This window comes from Kitasatospora sp. NPDC052868, from assembly GCF_044547105.1.
GTDB lineage: Bacteria > Actinomycetota > Actinomycetes > Streptomycetales > Streptomycetaceae > Kitasatospora.
In genome coordinates this window covers 548,917-567,429 of sequence record NZ_JBITZW010000001.1, presented here as the reverse complement: position 1 = coordinate 567,429, position 18,513 = coordinate 548,917, and the positions used below count along the sequence as shown (strand labels likewise).

Below are 18,513 nucleotides of genomic sequence, written 5' to 3'. Positions count from 1 at the left end.
CCGCAGCGCCCGACGCCCGGCCACCACACGACCCGGTCGGCCGCGACGGCGCCCGGCACCGTGCGCACCGGTGTCGTCGTCCAGGCCGCGGACCCGATCTCGCGGGCCGGCGCGGAGGCGCAGCTGCGGCGGTGCCCGGGGCTGGAGCTGGCGGAGGACGCCGCGGCGGCCGCCCCGGGCACGGTCACCGTGCTGCTCGCCGAGTCGGCCGACAGCAGCACCACCGCGACGCTGCGCCGGCTGGTGCGCGGTGGCGACCACCGGGTCGTCCTGGTGGTCGAGCGGATGCGCGAGGCGGAGCTGCTGGAGGCCGTGGAGTGCGGGGTCGCCGCGATCCTGTGGCGCCGTGAGGCGACCGCCGACCGGCTGGGCCGGGCGGTGCTCGCGGCGGCGCGCGGCGACGGCGACCTGCCGGCCGACCTGCTGGGCCGGCTGATCACCCAGATGGGCCGGCTGCAGCGCAGCGTCCAGGGCCAGCCGGGCTACACCCCGCCGGGGCTCTCGGAGCGCGAGGCCGACGTGCTGCGGCTGGTCGCGGACGGCTTCGACACCGGCGAGATCGCCGCCAAGCTGTCGTACTCCGAGCGCACCGTCAAGAACGTGCTGCACGGGCTGACCACCCGTCTGCAGCTGCGCAACCGGGCGCACGCCGTCGCCTACGCCGTGCGCGAGGGCTACATCTAGGCCGCTCACGGAGCTTCCGCGGCGGGGCGGGCGGGTGGTGCGGCGCCCGCCCGCCCGCGTCACGAACGAGTCGCCAAGATCTCACCTGCTGGAAACGTCCGGGGACTATCAATCCGTCTGACCTCGCGGCACACTTCTACGCGCGTACCTCTACGCGCGTCACCAGCACCGTTGACGATCCGTTCGCAGTCCCCACCCGGGAGAGTCGTCCATGTCCCTGAACCGCCGTGACTTCGTCACCCGGTCCGCCGCCACCGCCGCCGGCGCCGCCCTCGTCGGCGGCACCGCCATCGCCGCCGCCACCCCCGCCGCGGCGGCCGGGCCGGACGACGCCCGTGGCAAGGGCAAGAGCAAGAAGCAGGCCTTCACCGTCATGGGCACCACCGACCTGCACGGCCGGGTGCTCAACTGGGACTACTTCACCGACGCGGTCTACGCCGACAAGGCGCACAACGAGGTCGGCCTCGCCAAGATCTCCACCCTGGCCAAGCAGGTCCGCGAGGAGAAGGGCTGGGACCGCACCCTGCTCATCGACGCCGGCGACACCATCCAGGGCACCCAGCTGACCTACTACTACGCCCGGGTCGAGCCGATCGCCACCGAGGCGGACACCGCTCCCGAGCACCCGATGGCGCTCGCCATGAACACTATGGAGTACACCGCCGCCGCCCTCGGCAACCACGAGTTCAACTACGGCATCGACACCCTGCGCGCCTACGAGGAGCAGCTGGACTTCCCGCTGCTCGGCGCCAACGCGCTGAACGCCAAGAACGACAAGCCGGCCTTCCCGCCGTACGTGATCCGCAAGATCAAGCTTCCCGGCGGCCCGGCCGTCAAGGTCGGCATCCTCGGCCTGACCAACCCGGGCATCGCGATCTGGGACAAGGCGAACGTCTCCGGCAAGATGACCTTCCCCGGCATCGTGGAGACGGCCAAGATCTGGGTCCCCAAGGTGAAGGCCGCCGGCGCCGACGTCATCGTCGTCGCCTGCCACTCGGGCATGGACGAGGCCACCTCCTACGGCGACCAGCTGCCCTGGGCCGAGAACGCCTCCGTCGCGCTGGCCGAGCAGGTCCCCGGCGTCGACGCGGTCCTGGTGGGCCACGCGCACAAGGAGATCCCGCAGCGGCTGGTCGTCAACAAGCAGACCGGCCGGACGGTCGTGCTCTCCGAGCCGCTCTGCTGGGGCCAGCGGCTGACCTGCTTCGACTTCGAGGTGGAGTTCGACCAGGGCGCCTGGAAGGTCGTCTCGCTCTCCTCCCGGGTGCTGAACTCCAACACCGTCCCGGAGGACCCGGAGATCGTCGACCTGATGACCGACCAGCACAAGAAGGTGGTCGCGTACGTCAACCAGGTCATCGGCACCTCGAAGATCGCGCTGTCGATCGCCGACGCGCCCTTCAAGGACGTCCCGATCATCGACCTGATCGGCCGGGTCCAGGCCGACGTGGTCCGGGAGGCGCTGGCCGGCGGCCAGTACGCCAAGCTGCCGGTGCTGGCGCAGGCCGCGCCGTTCAACCGCACCGCGCTGATCCCGGCCGGCCAGGTCAAGCTGCGGGACGCGGCCGGCCTGTACATCTACGAGAACACCCTGGAGGCCCGCATCCTGACGGGCGCCCAGATCAAGGACTACCTGGAGTTCTCGGCCCGGTACTACGCCCAGGTCGCCCCGGGCGCGCCGATCGACCGGGCGACGCTGACCAACGCGGGCAACACGCCGGACTACAACTACGACTCGGTGTACGGCGTCTCGTACGACATCGACATCGCCCAGCCGGCCGGCTCGCGGATCGTCAACTTGTCCTTCGAGGGCAAGCCGATCGACCCGACCGCGCAGTTCGTGCTCGCGGTGAACAACTACCGCGCCAACGGCGGCGGCAACTTCCCGCACGTCGCGGCCGCGACGAAGGTGTGGGCGAACTCGGACGAGATCCGCAACGCGATGATCTCCTGGGTGAAGGCCAAGGGCGTCATCGACCCGGCCGACTTCGCCACCGAGTCGTGGCGCCTGGTGCGCGCCGGCCAGCCGGTCTTCTAGCCGTACCGAGACAAGGGCCGGCGGGGGTCCCCACCCCCGCCGGCCCTTTCCCGTGTTCGCTCCTCGTTCAACAGCCACGAGCACTCCCGGTATTACCAGTCCTACCCCCTCAGCGGGCCCCCCACGGGCTCGTGCAAGTTCGCGCAAGTCCGTCGTGCCACGACTACCGATGGTGCAGGCTCTGTCACGGCAGCCGTGTTCTGGCACGAAGGAGAGCAACTATGGCCTTGCACATGCTCGGCAAAGACCCCAACAGCCCCGATGGCAAGTCTCCGACCGTCTACTACGACGACGTGACGGACACCTACCTTCTCCAGGGCTGGAGGATCACAGACCCCGAGCGGCTGGCTCAACTGGATATCCCGGCACACGAGACCGTGATCGGGTTCCCGCGCCGCATGATGCAGTTCTTCCCGGAGGTGAACGGTGGCGGCACCCACGCTTGAGGACCTCTTGCTCAACTCCAAGCACTCGGCGGTCCACTTGGAGTTGCGAGACGGCTACATGACCGACGACCCGCTCTACATCCGTTGGCTCGACGGCCAGCGCGACGACCCTACCGACCGAGCAGCCTGGTGGGGCCCCTGGCTCCAGCTCATGGCCGATATCACGGCAAAGGGGGTCGACGTACGGCGGGCCCGGATCATCTCCGAGCCGGTCTCTGAGTACATCCGGTTCGAGCACGACATCACGTTCCGAAATGTCGCGGCCGGGGAGCAGGTCCGATGGCTCCCCCGGCGTCAGGCAACCGACCTAGCGCTCCCGGGAAACGACTTCTGGCTGATCGACGGCGGCCTGGTCATGGTCCACCACTTCTCCGGCGGTGGTGACTTCATGGATGATGAAGTCACCACCGACCCGGCCGTGGTCAGGCTGTGCGCCTCGGCCTTCGAGGCGACCTGGGACCGAGCCATCCCACACGAGGACTACCGGCCAAACTGAGCCGTATGCCCCCGCCCTCACCATCATCAAGCGTCCAACAGGCGAAGAACGCTCTCGGCCAGCGCCTGCGCGAGATCCGGAAGGACTCCGGACTCACCGCGCGGGCGCTGGCCGCGTCGGCCGGCTGGCACGAATCGAAGTGCTCGCGCATCGAGCACGGCCGAACCCCGCCCTCCGATGGCGACCTCAGGGTCTGGGCCATGCTCTGCGGCGTACCGGAGCAGGCAGCGGACCTCATCGCGACCGCCCGGGCCGTCGAGGGCATGTACGTGGAGTGGCGCAGGATCGAACGCCCCGGCCTGAAGCAGGTTCAGGAGGCCGTCCTGCCACTCTTCGAAAGGACCCGGCGGTTCCGGGTCTACCAGTCGTGGGTGGTGCCGGGCCTCCTCCAGACAGCGGGCTACACCGCCGCGGTCCTCAACACGATCGTCTCCCTGCGCTCGGTTCCCGACGACGTCGCCGACGCCGTCGCCGTCCGGATGGACCGCCAGCGGATCCTCCATTCCGGCCGCCACCGCTTCGCGATGCTGGTCGAGGAGTGGGTACTGCGAACGGTCATCGGCGACAGCACGGTCATGGCGGAGCAGCTCCGGCACCTCATCGCGGTGGCGTCCTTGCCGTCGGTCAGCCTCGGGATCATCCCGTTCGGCACGGCGCGCGGCGGAGGCTGGCCGGTCGAGTCGTTCACCGTGTTCGACGACGCGCAGGTCAACGTGGAACTGGTCTCCGCCCACCTGACCATCACGCAGCCCCGTGAGATCGACGAGTACGCGCAGGCATTCGCCGAACTGTCCGGCATCGCCGTGTACGGGCCCTCGGCCAGGCAGCTCATCACCTCGGCGATCGACTCGCTCGGGTGAACCCGTGCAAGTCGGCGCACGTTCCTGGAAGCCGACTGCCCGTGCTCCCTAGCGTCTAACCCACCGCTGGTGGCCCATACGGAGACCCGACGTCCGCGCCCGTTGACGGCCTCCTCGGATCCCCGTCCCCAGACGGGACGGGCTCACGACGACGCAGGCGCAGCACGCCCGCGTCGTCACGTCGAAGGAGGTAGCACCCATGGCAGACCTCGGCATCTACGACCTTGCGGCCGACCCGGGCGCGGTGTCCACCGCGTACTGCGGCGGCGCCTGCACGGACGGCTGTGTGGAGATCACCCCGTTGGCGGAGAACGCCTTCTCCGTCACCGACAACAAGCTCCGGGGTCACAGCCCCGAGCTGCGGATGACCGGCGACGAGTTGGACGTCTTCGCCGTCCGGTGGGCGAGGGAGCGCGGTCTGTCCCTCTGACCGGCTGGGACCGCAGTGGCGGGCCCTTCGCTCTCAGGACAAGTGAGAGCGAAGGGCCCGCCCCCACCGAGGGTAGGCGCGATGAGCCATCACGTGCACGGATACCGCTGGATCGGCCAGGGCGGGCGACTGGGCCAGGAGGGCGTCCGGCGGCCGTACCACCCGGAGTTCGGCGGTGACGACCGGCCGCCGATGATGATGCACCACTGGCTGCTGAAGCCCGGCCGGATGGTCCGGGGCACCTGGACGAGTGCCGTGGAGGCGGTCGACTGGTTGGCCGAGGAGTGGCGGCGGCTGGACGCGCCGCCGCCCGTGGCAGCGGCCCTGTCCGAGGCCGACCGGTGCCGGAACGCCCAGGATCAGCTGGAGCAGGGCAACGACGCGGTGTGGGCCGGATGGCTGCCGGGCGACCGGTTCGTCTCCCTGGCCGCCGTCTGCTGTCCCCACCGGGGACTGCACGGCCCCGCGCTCCCTTGCCCGTTGGCCGTCAGCCCGAGCGCGGGCCCGGATCCGGATCCGGATCCGGTGCCACCGGCCGGTTCGCGGCGCGAGCCGCCATGACGGTGTGCGCCGCGCGGAGTGGGAAGTCGGCCGGACCGACTTTCCACTCCCCGCTCGTCCCTCCGGGCCGGGTGCCGCGTCCCGCGGCGGTGCACTGCCCGCTTCACCGCCGGTCCCTTCTCCACGGCTTCCCCGGGCAGGTAGTTTCCTCCCGTACGAACTCCCCTCCGCCCCCACCCCCGAACAGGAGACGACGGTGACCGAGATCGCCCGCCGGCACCGGATCATCCTGGGCTCCGCGCTGCGCGCGACCGGACTGGTCAACTACCCCACGGAGTGGTGGCACTGGTCCTACGGGGACCGCTACTGGGCCCTGCTCTCCGGGGAGCCGGCCGCCCGCTACGGGCCGAAGGACCTCGGCTGACCGCACGACCGACCCCGCTCCCCCGGGGAAACCGGCTGGCGGGCGGTGCCGCCCGCCCGGCAGCATGGCCGCATGACGGTCACCATCAGCGCCCGCCCGCAGTACGAGTCCACCGCCGCCCGCCCGGCCTGGCGCGACCTTCCGGCCGCCGTCCGGCAGTTGGTCGTGCGGCGGGGCGGCGGGGCGGTCGCGGGGGTGACGACCGCGGGCGGCGGCTTCACCCCGGGGTTCGCCGGCGTGGTCCGGGGGCCGCACGACACGCAGTTCGTCAAGGCGGTCGACACCGCCGCCCACCCGGTGATCGCCGACTGCTACCGCCGCGAGGTCGGGATCAACCGCGCGCTGCCGGCCGGCGTGAGCGCACCCCGGGTGCGCTGGGCGCAGGAGGCGGCGGGCTGGCTGGTGCTCGGCTTCGACGCCGTCGACCGCGCCCGGATGCCCGCCAACCCTTGGCGGCCCGAGGAGTTGGCCGCCACCCTGGACGCCTGCGCGGCCTACGCCGAGGCCCTGGCGGCGCCCTCCCCGGAACTGCTCGCCCTCGGCCTGCAGCCGATCGCCGAGGCGGAGACCTTCGACCACTGGCGTCGCCTCGCCGGCGGCGGCACCGACCCGCTGCCCGCCTGGTTCCCGCGCGAGCTGATCGCCCCGCTGGCGGAGCTGGAGGCGGACTGGGCCGCGGCCGCCACCGGCGGCTCCGTCGTGCACCTGGACCTGCGCCGGGACAACGTGCTGCTGGACACCGACGGCCGCGCCTGGATCTGCGACTGGAACTGGCCCTGTCTGGGCGCGTCCTGGTTCGACCTGCCCCTCCTGCTGGCCACCGCCCACGCCGACGGCCACGACGCGGACGCCCTGTTCGCCGCCCAGTCCGTCGCCCGGGGCGTGGCGCCTGAACAGCTGGACGCCGTCCTGGCCGGGCTGGCCGGCTACTTCCTGGTGACCGGCGCCCAGCCGGATCCGCCCGGCACCACCCCGGCGCTGCGCCGCCACCAGACCTGGAGCGGCGAGGTCGTCCTGCGCTGGCTCTCCGAACGCCGCGGCCTGCCCGGCCGGTTGACCGCGCAGAACGCCGGTTGGCCGCGCAGAACTACGTGAGACCGCGCGAGGACGCGTGCCGCCCTCCTCGGCCCGAGGAGGGCGGCACGCGCACACCGGACCGGAGCCCGGACCGGAACCGGCCTAGAACGGGAAGCGGCTGCGCCCGTGCTGGATCGAGACCCACTTCACGGTGGTGAACGCGTCCACCGTGGACTCGCCGTTGAGGCGGCCCACCCCGGAGTTCTTCTCGCCGCCGAACGGCACGCCCGCCTCGTCGGCGATGGTCCCGTCGTTGATGTGGATCATGCCGGTCTCGATCCGCTGCGCGACCCGCACGCCGCGCTCCACGTCGGCCGTGTGCACCGCGCCGCTCAGGCCGAACGGGGTGTCGTTGGCGATCCGGACGGCCTCGTCCTCACCGTCGAAGGGGACCACCAGCACGACCGGGCCGAAGAGTTCGCGCTGCAGGATCGGCGCGTCCGCCGGCAGGCCGCCCAGCACCACCGGGTCCATCAGGCTGCCGTTGGTCTCCCCGCGCAGCAGCGCGGTGGCACCGGCGGCGACGGCCTGCTCCACCTGGGCGGTGATGGCGTCGGCCTGGACGGGGTTTATCAACGGGCCGATCTGGGTGGCCGGGTCCTTCGGGTCGCCGACCCGCAGCGAGGCGATCTTGCGGACGAACTTCTCGGTGAACTCCGCCTCGACGCTCCGGTCCACCAGCACCCGGTTGGCGGCCATGCAGACCTGCCCCTGGTGCGCGAAGCGGCTGAACACGGCCGCGTCCACGGCGTAGTCGACGTCGGCGTCGTCCAGGACGATCAGCGCGCTGTTGCCGCCGAGCTCCAGCACCGTCCGCTTGAAGTGCGAGGCGGCGACGGTCGCGACGTGCCGGCCGACCTTGTCGGACCCGGTGAAGGAGATCACCTTGGGCACGGGGTGCTCGATGAAGGCGTCGCCGATCTCGGCGATGTCCGTCACCACGACGTTCAGCAGGCCGGCCGGCAGACCCGCCTCCTCGAAGACCTTGGCGATCAGCGTCCCGCCGACCACCGGCGTCTCCTGGTGCGGCTTGAGCACCACGCCGTTGCCCAGCGCGAGGGCCGGCGCCACGGCCTTCAGCGAGAGGAACAGCGGGAAGTTGAACGGGCTGATCACACCGACGACGCCCGCCGGCAGCCGGTAGAGGCGGTTCTCCTTGCCGGGCACCGGCGAGGGCAGCAGCCGCCCCTCCGACCGCAGCGCCAGGGCCATCGACTCGCGCAGCATGTCCTTGGTGAGGGCGAGTTCGAACCCGGCCTTGAGGGCGGTGCCGCCGAGCTCGACCATGATCGCCCGGGTGATCTCCTCCTCGCGCTCCTCGACGATGCGCAGCGCGCGCTCGAAGACGAGCCGGCGGGCGTAGGGGCTGGTGGCGGCCCACTCCTTCTGCGCCCGCTCGGCGGCCCGGTAGGCCCGGTCGACCTCCTCGACGGTGGCGACGGTGATGGTGGCCAGTTTGTCGCCGGTGTAGGGGTCGACGTCGACTATGTCCCAGGAGCCGCTGCCGTTCAGCCACTCGCCATCGATGTACTGCAGCGCCAACTCGGAGAAGTACGACATCTGAAGCCTCTCATGCCGATTCGGAAGGCTTTGGGAGGCCTTCGCGATCAGATCTGATCGGCACTCATCGTACTTACGCCGGACAGCTCTTGGCGTACGGAGCGAAGAAGTTCCCGTGTCAGCTCGGGGGAGAGACTGTCGGCCGCCAGCGAGTCCATCGCCTCCGAGTACTCGGCCACCTCCACCGGCTTGTCCAGGTACAACGCGCTGGTGAACTGCTCCAGGTACACCACGTCCGCGAGCTCCGGCTCGGCGAAGCGCAGCACCGAGAAGGCGCCGCCCTCGGCCCGCAGGCCGCCGAAGCCGAGCGGCATCACCTGGAGCACCACGTTCGGCAGCTCGGTCAGCTCCAGCAGCCGGTCGATCTGCGCCCGCATCACCTCCGGCCCGCCCCAGGGGCGGCGCAGCGCGGCCTCGTCGAGGACGGCCAGCAACCTCGGCGCCCGCTCGGCGGTGAGCACCTCCTGCCGCTTGAGCCGGACCTCCACCCGCCGTTCGATCTCCTGCGGCTCGGTGACGTGGCCGCCGACGGCGATCACGGCGCGCGCGTAGTCGGCGGTCTGCAGCAGCCCGTGCACGAACTGGACCTCGTAGCTGCGGATCTCCGCCGCGGCCTCCTCCAGGCCGACGTAGTTCTGGAACCAGCCGGGCAGCACGTCCCCGTACCCGTGCCACCAGGAGGTGGCGTTGGCGTCCCGGACGAGTCCGAGCAGCGAGGCGCGCTCCTGGTCGGCCTCGACGCCGTAGAGCGTCAGCAGGTCGGCGACGTCGCGCTCCTTGAAGCCGACCCGGCCGAGTTCCATCCGGCTGATCTTGGACTCGGAGGCGCGGATCGAGTACCCGGCCTCCTCCCGGCTCACCCCCCTGGCCTCTCGGAGCCTGCGCAGCTGGGAGCCCAGTAGCAGGCGCCGCACCGTGGCGCCGCCACCAGCCTGAGTCGTGCTCATCGCGTCGAACCTCCGCACCTCGCGCAGCCCCCCGGCCGTCGGCCGCAGTCTGCCACCTGGCACGGACAAACAACAGTCCGTCAGCGCACGCGTTCCAGGCGTAGCAGGCCGGGCACCGCGGCCACGCTGACGACCAGCAGGAAGAGCCAGGGCCAGGCGGCACCCTTGCCGAGGAGGAGGGTGAGCAGGGCCGGGGCGACGGCCTGGCCGACGTTCCAGGAGAGTTGGTAGACGGCCAGGTAGCGGCCGCGCCGGGCGGGGTCGGCGAGGGCGACGCTGAGGTCCTCGCGGAACGGCGTGCCGACGGCCTCGGCGACGTTGTAGACGAACATCGCCAGGTAGAGGCCGGCCACCACGGCCCAGCCGGGGGCGGCGGCGAGGGCGGCGAACAGGCCGAAGGCGAGCGCGTTGAGCAGGGCGCCGGCCGCGACCACCCGGGTGGGCCGGAAGCGCTCCAGCCGGCGGGCCACCACGTTCTGGGTGAGGACCACCTGGACGCCGTTGAGCACCAGCAGCGAGCCGGCCAGCCAGGCCTCGCGGTGCAGGCCCTCGGTGAGGTAGACGGCCAGCAGCATGCTGATGATCATCGAGGCGAAGACGAAGGTGAGGTTGACGGCGACCAGCAGCAGGTAGCGCCGGTCGCGCAGCACCGCGCCGTAGCCGCCCCGCTGCGCCCCGCCCGCCGAGGGCTCCGCCGCGTCCGTGGCGGCCTCCTGTGCCGCGCCGGCCCCGTCGGGCCGCCAGGAGGCCAGCAGGCCCGCCGCGAGGGCGTAGCTGGCCGCGTTGAGCACCACCAGGGCCCGCAGGCTCGCGGTGCCGCCGCCGGCCACCAGGAAGGCGCCGAGCGCCGCGCCGAGGCCCATGCCGGTGTTGCGCAGCGTCTGCACCAGGGCGAACCAGCGGGTGCGCTCGCCCTCCTCCGAGGCGAGCACCACCAGGCCGGTGGAGGAGGTCCAGTAGGCGACGTGGCCGATCTGGGCGAGCAGGCAGACCAGCACGATCTGCCAGGCCTGTCCGGCGAGCAGGAACCCGCCGTAGGCGACGCCGGAGAGCGCGTTGCCGCAGACGGCCACCGCGCGGGCGCCGTGGCGGTCGATCAGCGGGCCGACGACGATCGCGGTGGGCAGCGCGAGCAGCCGGGCGGTGGAGACGGCGGCGCCGATCGCGGTCACGCCCAGCGTGGTGGTGCGGGCGAAGAAGACGAGGGTGAAGGCCAGGATCAGCCCGGTGCCGAGGCTGTCGATCAGGTGTGCTCCGACCAGGCGGTGGCGGCCGGTGGTGTCCGGGAGGCCGAGCCGGTCCCGGAGCGGGGGGAGTTCGACGGTGGTCATGCACCGAGCCTCTCGGCGATGATCAACCAGGCCCAGAGATTCCATCCTGGTCGAATCCTCACCCGTCTTTTCGCCCCGCCACCGCCGCCCGACGAAGGAACACCGTGCTCACCTTGGACTTCTCGGCCCAGGACGTGGCCGCCACCCGGTTCGCGAGCTCACGCGTCATGGAGGTGGTGACGAGCGTTCAGGTCCTGAAGGATCCCGGTGCCAAGGCCGTCCACCTGCCCTGGGTGCGCCAGGCCCGGGAGCGGCTGGCGGCCGCCGGCGTCCGCTACGAGCTGCTGTCGCAGCTGGTGCCGATGCCGGCCTGGCACCTGCCGCACTTCCTGATCGCGACCCCGGCGGCGACGGCGCCCGGCATCGAGGCCGAACTGGCCGTGCTGGCCGCCACCGGGCCGGAGACCGTCCGGGCCGACCTGGTGGGGGTGGCGCTGCCGCTGCCGCCCCTGGTGGCCGCCCTGCACGAGGACCCGGCGGCCGGCCTGGAGCGGCTGACCGGCGAGATCCGGGCGTACTGGGCCGCGGCCGTGGAGCCGTACTGGGGCCGGATCGTGCGGCTGGTGGAGGGCGAGATCCTCTACCGGGCGCGCCGGATGGCGGCGGGCGGTCCGGCGGCGCTGTTCGACGGGCTCCACCCGAAGCTCCGCTGGGAGGACGGCCGGATGACGGTGGCGCAGCGGCGCTACGAGATCGAGCGGCGGCTGGAGGGCGGGCGCGGCCTGGTGCTGGTGCCGTCGGTGTTCGTCTGGCCGGGCCTGGTCTGGCACGCCGAGACGCAGGGGCAGCCCGGTCTGATCTATCCGCCGCGCGGGGTCGCCACGCTCTGGGAGGCCTCCGGCGCCACCGCCCCCGACGGCCTGGCCAGGGTCATCGGCCGCACCCGGGCCCGGCTGCTCGCCGAGCTGGACGCCCCGGCCTCCACCACCGAACTGGCCGCCCGCACCGGGCTGTCCGCGGCGAACGTCTCGCACCACCTGACCGCCCTGCGCGAGGCCGGGCTGACGGACCGCCACCGCACCGGCCGTACCGTCCTGTACCTGCGCACCGAGGCCGCCGAGCTCCTGCTGGGCGGCTGACCTTGGGAACGCAAAGGCGGCGCCTGCCCTCTACTGGTCGGGGAGAGGGCAGACGCCGCGGGGACCGCATAGGCCCGGCGACACTGGCGGGAAGCGGTTCGTGCAGCCCGGCGATGCGGCGCCGGGCGGCCTAAGGGGCCGTTCAGACCACCAGCGGGCGGTCCGTGGGCCGGATCGGGGCGGGCAGCGCGGTCTTGCCGCCCAGGTACACGTCCACCGCGGCGGCGGCCGAGCGGCCCTCCGCGATGGCCCAGACGATCAGCGACTGGCCGCGGCCGGCGTCACCGCAGACGTACACGCCGTCCACGTTGGTGGCGAACCTGCCGTCGCGCGCCACGTTGCCGCGGGCGTCCAGGTCGACGCCGAGCTGCTCGACGAGGCCGTTCTTCACGTCGGTGCCGGTGAAGCCCATGGCCAGGGTGACCAGCTGCGCCGGGATGGCGCGCTCGGTGCCGGGGACGGGCTCGAAGCGGCCGTCCTTGAACTCCACCTCGACGAGGTGCAGCTCCTGGACGTTGCCGTCCTCGTCGCCGGTGAAGTGGGTGGTGTTGACCGCGTAGACACGCTCGCCGCCCTCCTCGTGCGCCGAGGTGACCTTGTAGGTCATCGGCATGGTCGGCCACGGCTGGTGGCCGGGGCGGTCGTCGCCCGGCCGCGGCATGATCTCCAGCTGGGTGACCGAGGCCGCGCCCTGGCGCAGCGCGGTGCCGAGGCAGTCCGCGCCGGTGTCGCCGCCGCCGATGACCACGACGTGCTTGCCCTTGGCGGAGATGGGGGGCTCCACGAAGTCGCCCTCCTGCACCTTGTTGGCCAGCGGCAGGTACTCCATGGCCTGGTGGATGCCCTTGAGCTCGCGCCCGGGCACCGGCAGGTCGCGGGCCGTGGTGGCGCCGGCGGCCACGACGACCGCGTCGAAGCGCTCGCGCAGCTGCTGCCCGGTGATGTCCTCGCCGACGTGGACGCCGGTACGGAACCGGGTGCCCTCCGCGCGCATCTGCTCGATGCGGCGGTTGATGTGGCGCTTCTCCATCTTGAACTCGGGGATGCCGTAGCGCAGCAGGCCGCCGATGCGGTCGGCGCGCTCGTACACCACCACGGTGTGCCCGGCCCGGGTGAGCTGCTGGGCGACGGCCAGGCCGGCCGGGCCGGAGCCGACGACGGCGACGGTCTTGCCGGAGAGCCGCTCGGGGATCTGCGGCGTGACACCGCCCCGGTCCCAGGCCTTGTCGATGATGGTGACCTCGACGTTCTTGATGGTCACCGCGTCCTGGTTGATGCCCAGGACGCACGCCGACTCACAGGGGGCCGGGCAGAGCCGCCCGGTGAACTCCGGGAAGTTGTTGGTCGCGTGCAGCCGCTCGATGGCTCCGGTGAAGTCCTCCCGGTAGGCCAGGTCGTTCCACTCGGGGATGAGGTTCCCGAGCGGGCAGCCGTTGTGGCAGAACGGGATGCCGCAGTCCATGCAGCGGCCGGCCTGCTTGGTGATGATCGGCAGGAGGCTGCGCTCGACGTAGACCTCGTTCCAGTCCCGCAGACGCACGTCCACGGGCCGGCGCTCGGCCAGCTGCTTGCCGGTGGTCAGGAAGCCCTTGGGGTCAGCCACGTGCCGCCTCCATCATCTTGCGAGTGGTCTCGGACTCGGAGAGTCCATCGCGCTCAGCGGCGTCCTTGGCGGCGAGCACAGCCTTGTAGTCGGTCGGCATGATCTTGGAGAAGCGGGAGACCCCGCTGCCCCAGTCGGCCAGGAGCTCGGCGGCGACGGTGGAGCCGGTCTCCTCGTAGTGCTGCTGCACGGTCTCGCGCAGCCATTCGCGGTCGGCGGCGGTCGGGGCCTCGATGCCCACCATGCCGTCGTTGACGTTCGCGGGGCGAAGGTCCAGCACGTAGGCGATACCGCCGGACATGCCCGCTGCCAGGTTACGCCCGGTCTCGCCGAGGACGACGACCCGGCCCCCGGTCATGTACTCCAGGCCGTGGTCGCCCACGCCCTCGACGACCAGGGTGGCACCGGAGTTGCGGACGCCGAAGCGCTCGCCGGCCTTGCCCCGCAGGTGGACGCGGCCGCTGGTGGCGCCGTAGCCGATGGTGTTGCCGGCGATGACGTGGTTCTGGGCGTCGGCGCCGATGGCGGCGGCGTCGCGCGCCGGGCGGACGATCACCACACCGCCGGACAGGCCCTTGCCGACGTAGTCGTTGGCGTCGCCCTCCAGCCGCAGCGTGATGCCCTTCGGGACGAAGGCGCCGAACGACTGGCCGGCGCTGCCGGTGAAGGTGACGTCGATGGTGCCCTCGGGCAGGCCCTCGCCGCGGTACCGCTTGGTCACCTCGTGGCCGAGCATCGTGCCGACCGTGCGGTTGACGTTGCGGATCGGCAGCTGGATGCGGACGGCGTCGCCGTTCTCCAGCGCGTCCTGGGCCAGGTCGATCAGCTGGTTGTCCAGGGCCTTGTCGAGCGCGTGGTCCTGCGTGGTGGTGCGGTGCAGGGCCGCGCCCTCGGGCAGCTCGGGGACGTGGAAGAGCGGGGCCAGGTCGAGGCCGGCGGCCTTCCAGTGGTCGATCGCGGCGGCCGCGTTGATGTGCTCGGCGTGGCCGACGGCCTCCTCGATGGTGCGGAAGCCCAGCTCGGCCAGGATCTCCCGGACCTCCTCCGCGATGAACTCGAAGAAGTTCACCACGAACTCGGGCTTGCCGGAGAAGCGCTCGCGCAGCACCGGGTTCTGGGTGGCGACGCCGACCGGGCAGGTGTCCAGGTGGCAGACGCGCATCATGATGCAGCCGGAGACCACCAGCGGGGCGGTGGCGAAGCCGAACTCCTCGGCGCCCAGCAGCGCGGCGATGACGACGTCGCGGCCGGTCTTCAGCTGGCCGTCGGTCTGCACCACGATGCGGTCGCGCAGGCCGTTGAGCAGCAGGGTCTGCTGGGTCTCGGCGAGGCCGAGCTCCCAGGGGCCGCCCGCGTGCTTGAGCGAGGTGAGCGGCGAGGCGCCGGTGCCGCCGTCGTGGCCGGAGACCAGCACCACGTCCGCGTGCGCCTTGGAGACGCCGGCCGCGACCGTGCCGACGCCGACCTCGGAGACCAGCTTCACGTGGATGCGGGCCGCCGGGTTGGCGTTCTTGAGGTCGTGGATCAGCTGGGCCAGATCCTCGATCGAGTAGATGTCGTGGTGCGGCGGCGGGGAGATCAGGCCGACGCCCGGGGTGGAGTGCCGGGTCTTGGCGACCCACGGGTAGACCTTGTGGCCGGGCAGCTGGCCGCCCTCGCCGGGCTTGGCGCCCTGGGCCATCTTGATCTGGATGTCGTCCGCGTTGACCAGGTACTCGGAGGTGACGCCGAAGCGGCCGGAGGCGACCTGCTTGATCGCGGAGCGGCGCTCCGGGTCGTACAGGCGGTCCGGGTCCTCGCCGCCCTCACCGGTGTTGGACTTGCCGCCGAGGCGGTTCATCGCGATGGCCAGGGTCTCGTGCGCCTCGCGCGAGATGGAGCCGTAGGACATCGCGCCGGTGGAGAAGCGCTTGACGATCTCGGAGACCGGCTCGACCTCGTCGACGGGGATCGGGGTGCGGCCCAGGCCGTCCAGCTGGAACAGGCCGCGCAGCGTCATCAGGCGCTGGGACTGCTCGTTCACCCGGTCCGTGTACTGCTTGAAGATGTCGTACCGGCGGTTGCGGGTGGAGTGCTGGAGCCGGAAGACGGTGTCCGGGTCGAACAGGTGCGGCTCGCCCTCGCGGCGCCACTGGTACTCGCCGCCGATGTCCAGCGCGCGGTGCGCGGCGGGGATGCCGGAGGCCGGGTAGGCCTTGGCGTGGCGGGCGGCCACCTCCTTGGCGATCTCCGTCAGGCCGATGCCGCCGAGCTTGGTGGTGGTGCCCGCGAAGTAGGCGCCGACCAGCTCCTCGGAGAGGCCGATGGCCTCGAAGACCTGCGCGCCGCGGTAGGAGGCGACGGTGGAGATGCCCATCTTGGACATGACCTTGAGAACGCCCTTGCCGAGCGCCTTGATCAGGTTCTTGATGGCCTTCTCGGGCTCGATGCCGGTCAGGAAGGTGCCCTGGGCGACGAGGTCCTCGACGGACTCCATGGCCAGGTACGGGTTGACCGCGCCGGCGCCGTAGCCGACCAGCAGGGCCACGTGGTGGACCTCGCGGACGTCGCCGGCCTCGACCAGCAGCGACACCTGGGTGCGCTGCTTGGTGCGGATCAGGTGGTGGTGGATCGCGGAGGTGAGCAGCAGCGAGGGGATCGGGGCGTGCTCGGCGTCGGAGTGCCGGTCGGAGAGCACGACGATCCGGGCGCCGTCGGCGATCGCGGCGTCGGCCTCGGCGGCGATCGCGGCCAGCCGGGCGGCCAGGCCCTCGCCGCCGGTGGCGACCTTGTACAGGCCGGACAGGGTCACGGCCTTGAGGCCGGGCTGGTCGCCGTCGGCGTTGATGTGGACGAGCTTGGCCAGCTCGTCGTTGTCGATCACCGGGAAGGTGATGCCGACCGAGCGGCAGGCGGCGGCCTCGGCGGCCAGCAGGTTGCCCTCGGGGCCGAGGTTGCTCAGCAGCGAGGTGACGAGCTCCTCGCGGATGGCGTCCAGCGGCGGGTTGGTGACCTGCGCGAAGAGCTGTACGAAGTAGTCGAACAGCAGGCGCGGCTTCTCGGAGAGCGCGGCGATCGGGCTGTCGGTGCCCATCGAGCCGAGCGCCTCACCGCCCGTCCCGGCCATCGGCGCGAGGATGACCCGCAGCTCCTCCTCGGTGTAGCCGAAGGTCTGCTGACGGCGCGTCACCGAGGCGTGGGTGTGCGCGATGTGCTCGCGCTCGGGCAGCTTGGCGAGCTGGATCTGACCGCCCGCGACCCACTCCCCGTAGGGGTGCTCGGAGGCCAGCGCGGACTTGATCTCCTCGTCCTCGACGATGCGGTGCTCCGCGGTGTCGATGAGGAACATCTTGCCGGGCTGCAGGCGGCCCTTCTTGGCGACCTTCTCCTGCTCGATGTCGAGCACGCCGACCTCGGAGGAGAGGACGACCAGGCCGTCCTCGGTGATCCAGTAGCGGGCGGGGCGCAGGCCGTTGCGGTCCAGCACGGCGCCGATCTGGGTGCCGTCGGTGAAGGTCACGCAGGCCGGGCCGTCCCAGGGCTCCATCAGGTTGGAGTGGTACTGGTAGAACGCGCGGCGGGCCGGCTCCATGGTGGCGTGGTTCTCCCACGCCTCCGGGATCATCATCAGCACCGAGTGCGGCAGCGAGCGGCCGCCGAGGTGGAGCAGCTCCAGGACCTCGTCGAAGGACGCCGAGTCGGAGTGGTCCGGGGTGCAGATCGGGAAGATCCGCTCCAGGCCCTGCCCGTTGCGGTTGGCGGGGATGAGGTCGGTGGCGAGCTGGGACTCCCGGGCGGTCATCCAGTTCCGGTTGCCCTTGACCGTGTTGATCTCGCCGTTGTGCGCGACGAAGCGGTACGGGTGGGCGAGCGGCCAGCTCGGGAAGGTGTTGGTGGAGAAGCGGGAGTGCACCAGGCCGAGCGCGGAGGCGTAGAGCCGGTCCGACAGGTCGGGGAAGAACGGCTCCAGCTGCCCGGTGGTGAGCATGCCCTTGTAGACGATGGTGCGCGCGGAGAGCGACGGGAGGTAGACACCGGCCTCGCGCTCGGAGCGCTTGCGGACGACGAAGGCGAGCCGGTCCAGCGCGATGCCCTCGACGCCGTCCTTGGCCAGGAACACCTGGCGGAAGCGCGGCATCACCGAGCGGGCGGTGGCGCCCAGCAGGTCCGGGCTGACCGGGACGTCACGCCAGCCGAGGACGGTCAGGTCCTCCTCGGCGGCGATGGCCTCGATCCGCGCGACGGCGGCGGCGTCGGCCTCGTCCTCGTCGGGCAGGAAGGCGATGCCGACCGCGTAGGCGCCGGCGGCCGGGAGCTCGAAGGGGACCTTGGCCCGCAGGAAGGCGTCCGGGACCTGGGTCAGGATGCCCGCGCCGTCACCGGAGTCCGGCTCGGCGCCGGTGGCACCCCGGTGCTCCAGGTTGCGCAGCACGGTGAGCGCCTGCTCGACGATCTTGTGGTCGGCGATGCCGGTCAGCGTGGCGACGAAGCCGACGCCGCAGGCGTCGTGCTCGTTTCGCGGGTCGTACAGGCCCTGAGCAGCAGGTCGCGCATCCGGAACGAGCGCGTACGGCGGGCGCGCGGCGCCGGCCTGGGGCTCGTTGGCGGAGTGCATGGATGCAGACAGCATCGGCTCTCCCGTCGTCGTCTTGAGCAATGAGCTTGTGCAATAGGGACGACGTTGGCCCTCTGCGATTTCGTGCAGGTTACATGATGCCGGAGATCCCGGGAAGTGGAATCCTGCGTCCACATCGCGGACATGACCCCAGGTCAGGGGCTATTACCGGCGAGTAATGCGAGCAACGGGAGATGGAAACTCGTCCGCACGCTCACTCAAGTGTGCCCGCGCCCCGGAGGGCCGAAACAGGGGCGAAATGCCTCGTCGACATGATCGCCACAGGCCCGCCTGCGATTCGATCCCCCAAAGCCGGTCCGACCGGGGTAATCCTCGGACCGGCAGGCCTGCGACCGATGCTAGAAGAGCCGGACAGCCGGACCCATGTGTGGAACGTCACGCATGGTAGCGCATAATCATGCAGAAGTCCGTACCATCCGCCG

Annotated in this window: 14 protein-coding genes and 1 pseudogene; 10 read left to right on the top strand and 5 right to left on the bottom strand. The window is 71.6% G+C overall.

Annotated features, from left to right (window positions below; genetic code table 11):
• Positions 1 to 60: 60 nt before the first annotated feature.
• The 9 genes and pseudogenes from ACIGZJ_RS02540 (at position 61) to ACIGZJ_RS02500 (ending at position 6,974) form a co-directional block, all read left to right on the top strand.
• Positions 61 to 684 (top strand): LuxR C-terminal-related transcriptional regulator, encoded by a 624-nt coding sequence (locus ACIGZJ_RS02540; RefSeq protein ID WP_392928319.1) that lies wholly within the window; start codon positions 61 to 63, stop codon positions 682 to 684.
• A 211-nt stretch (positions 685 to 895) separates the two neighbouring features.
• A complete protein-coding gene (locus ACIGZJ_RS02535; protein ID WP_396455537.1) occupies positions 896 to 2,722 on the top strand; it encodes a bifunctional metallophosphatase/5'-nucleotidase in 1,827 nt (608 codons plus the stop codon).
• A 221-nt stretch (positions 2,723 to 2,943) separates the two neighbouring features.
• Positions 2,944 to 3,168, top strand: coding sequence for a hypothetical protein (locus tag ACIGZJ_RS02530; protein WP_396455536.1), 225 nt, complete (start codon positions 2,944 to 2,946; stop codon positions 3,166 to 3,168).
• Entirely contained in the window at positions 3,149 to 3,664 is a 516-nt protein-coding gene (locus ACIGZJ_RS02525) for a DUF6879 family protein (RefSeq protein WP_396455535.1), read from the top strand. Before ACIGZJ_RS02530 ends, ACIGZJ_RS02525 begins: the two co-directional genes overlap by 20 nt.
• A gap of 5 nt (positions 3,665 to 3,669) precedes the next feature.
• Positions 3,670 to 4,524: a helix-turn-helix domain-containing protein gene (locus ACIGZJ_RS02520; protein ID WP_396455534.1), complete on the top strand. Its 855-nt coding sequence runs from the start codon at positions 3,670 to 3,672 to the stop codon at positions 4,522 to 4,524.
• Positions 4,525 to 4,723: 199 nt separating this feature from the next.
• The gene (locus ACIGZJ_RS02515) at positions 4,724 to 4,954 is read left to right on the top strand and encodes a DUF397 domain-containing protein (protein ID WP_396455533.1); all 231 of its coding nucleotides are present in this window, start codon (positions 4,724 to 4,726) and stop codon (positions 4,952 to 4,954) included.
• An 81-nt stretch (positions 4,955 to 5,035) separates the two neighbouring features.
• Complete coding sequence (locus ACIGZJ_RS02510; protein ID WP_396455532.1) at positions 5,036 to 5,515, top strand: hypothetical protein; 480 nt, start codon at positions 5,036 to 5,038, stop codon at positions 5,513 to 5,515.
• A gap of 139 nt (positions 5,516 to 5,654) precedes the next feature.
• Positions 5,655 to 5,879 (top strand): annotated as a pseudogene (locus ACIGZJ_RS02505) (M15 family metallopeptidase); the annotation flags it as partial.
• Between the two features lie 72 nt (positions 5,880 to 5,951).
• Positions 5,952 to 6,974, top strand: a complete 1,023-nt coding sequence (locus tag ACIGZJ_RS02500; RefSeq protein ID WP_396455531.1) for a phosphotransferase family protein — start codon at positions 5,952 to 5,954, stop codon at positions 6,972 to 6,974.
• An 84-nt stretch (positions 6,975 to 7,058) separates the two neighbouring features.
• Here the strand turns inward: ACIGZJ_RS02500 and ACIGZJ_RS02495 are convergent, their stop codons facing one another.
• From ACIGZJ_RS02495 to ACIGZJ_RS02485, 3 genes are all read right to left on the bottom strand, one after another.
• The gene (locus tag ACIGZJ_RS02495) at positions 7,059 to 8,516 is read right to left on the bottom strand and encodes an aldehyde dehydrogenase family protein (protein WP_396455530.1); all 1,458 of its coding nucleotides are present in this window, start codon (positions 8,514 to 8,516) and stop codon (positions 7,059 to 7,061) included.
• Between the two features lie 47 nt (positions 8,517 to 8,563).
• Entirely contained in the window at positions 8,564 to 9,463 is a 900-nt protein-coding gene (locus ACIGZJ_RS02490; protein ID WP_396455529.1) for a helix-turn-helix domain-containing protein, read from the bottom strand.
• A gap of 80 nt (positions 9,464 to 9,543) precedes the next feature.
• On the bottom strand, positions 9,544 to 10,794 hold the full coding sequence (locus ACIGZJ_RS02485; RefSeq protein WP_396455528.1) for an MFS transporter: 1,251 nt from the start codon (positions 10,792 to 10,794) through the stop codon (positions 9,544 to 9,546).
• A gap of 104 nt (positions 10,795 to 10,898) precedes the next feature.
• On the opposite strand from ACIGZJ_RS02485, the gene ACIGZJ_RS02480 reads away from it, so the two are divergent.
• Complete coding sequence (locus tag ACIGZJ_RS02480; protein WP_396455527.1) at positions 10,899 to 11,873, top strand: helix-turn-helix domain-containing protein; 975 nt, start codon at positions 10,899 to 10,901, stop codon at positions 11,871 to 11,873.
• Positions 11,874 to 12,015: 142 nt separating this feature from the next.
• Here the strand turns inward: ACIGZJ_RS02480 and ACIGZJ_RS02475 are convergent, their stop codons facing one another.
• Both ACIGZJ_RS02475 and gltB read right to left on the bottom strand, forming a co-directional pair.
• The gene (locus ACIGZJ_RS02475) at positions 12,016 to 13,476 is read right to left on the bottom strand and encodes a glutamate synthase subunit beta (RefSeq protein WP_396455526.1); all 1,461 of its coding nucleotides are present in this window, start codon (positions 13,474 to 13,476) and stop codon (positions 12,016 to 12,018) included.
• On the bottom strand, positions 13,469 to 18,070 hold the full coding sequence (gltB, locus tag ACIGZJ_RS02470; protein WP_396455745.1) for a glutamate synthase large subunit: 4,602 nt from the start codon (positions 18,068 to 18,070) through the stop codon (positions 13,469 to 13,471). Before gltB ends, ACIGZJ_RS02475 begins: the two co-directional genes overlap by 8 nt.
• Positions 18,071 to 18,513 lie beyond the last annotated feature (443 nt).

What these genes read in the sequence shown, in the direction of transcription:
- ACIGZJ_RS02535 (WP_396455537.1), top strand. Translation starts at nt 896, where the DNA reads ATGTCCCTGAACCGCCGTGACTTCGTCACCCGGTCCGCCGCCACCGCC.
- ACIGZJ_RS02530 (WP_396455536.1), top strand. Translation starts at nt 2,944, where the DNA reads ATGGCCTTGCACATGCTCGGCAAAGACCCCAACAGCCCCGATGGCAAG.
- ACIGZJ_RS02520 (WP_396455534.1), top strand. Translation starts at nt 3,670, where the DNA reads ATGCCCCCGCCCTCACCATCATCAAGCGTCCAACAGGCGAAGAACGCT.
- ACIGZJ_RS02515 (WP_396455533.1), top strand. Translation starts at nt 4,724, where the DNA reads ATGGCAGACCTCGGCATCTACGACCTTGCGGCCGACCCGGGCGCGGTG.
- ACIGZJ_RS02510 (WP_396455532.1), top strand. Translation starts at nt 5,036, where the DNA reads ATGAGCCATCACGTGCACGGATACCGCTGGATCGGCCAGGGCGGGCGA.
- ACIGZJ_RS02500 (WP_396455531.1), top strand. Translation starts at nt 5,952, where the DNA reads ATGACGGTCACCATCAGCGCCCGCCCGCAGTACGAGTCCACCGCCGCC.
- ACIGZJ_RS02495 (WP_396455530.1), bottom strand. Translation starts at nt 8,516, where the DNA reads ATGTCGTACTTCTCCGAGTTGGCGCTGCAGTACATCGATGGCGAGTGG.
- ACIGZJ_RS02490 (WP_396455529.1), bottom strand. Translation starts at nt 9,463, where the DNA reads ATGAGCACGACTCAGGCTGGTGGCGGCGCCACGGTGCGGCGCCTGCTA.
- ACIGZJ_RS02485 (WP_396455528.1), bottom strand. Translation starts at nt 10,794, where the DNA reads ATGACCACCGTCGAACTCCCCCCGCTCCGGGACCGGCTCGGCCTCCCG.
- gltB (WP_396455745.1), bottom strand. Translation starts at nt 18,070, where the DNA reads ATGCACTCCGCCAACGAGCCCCAGGCCGGCGCCGCGCGCCCGCCGTAC.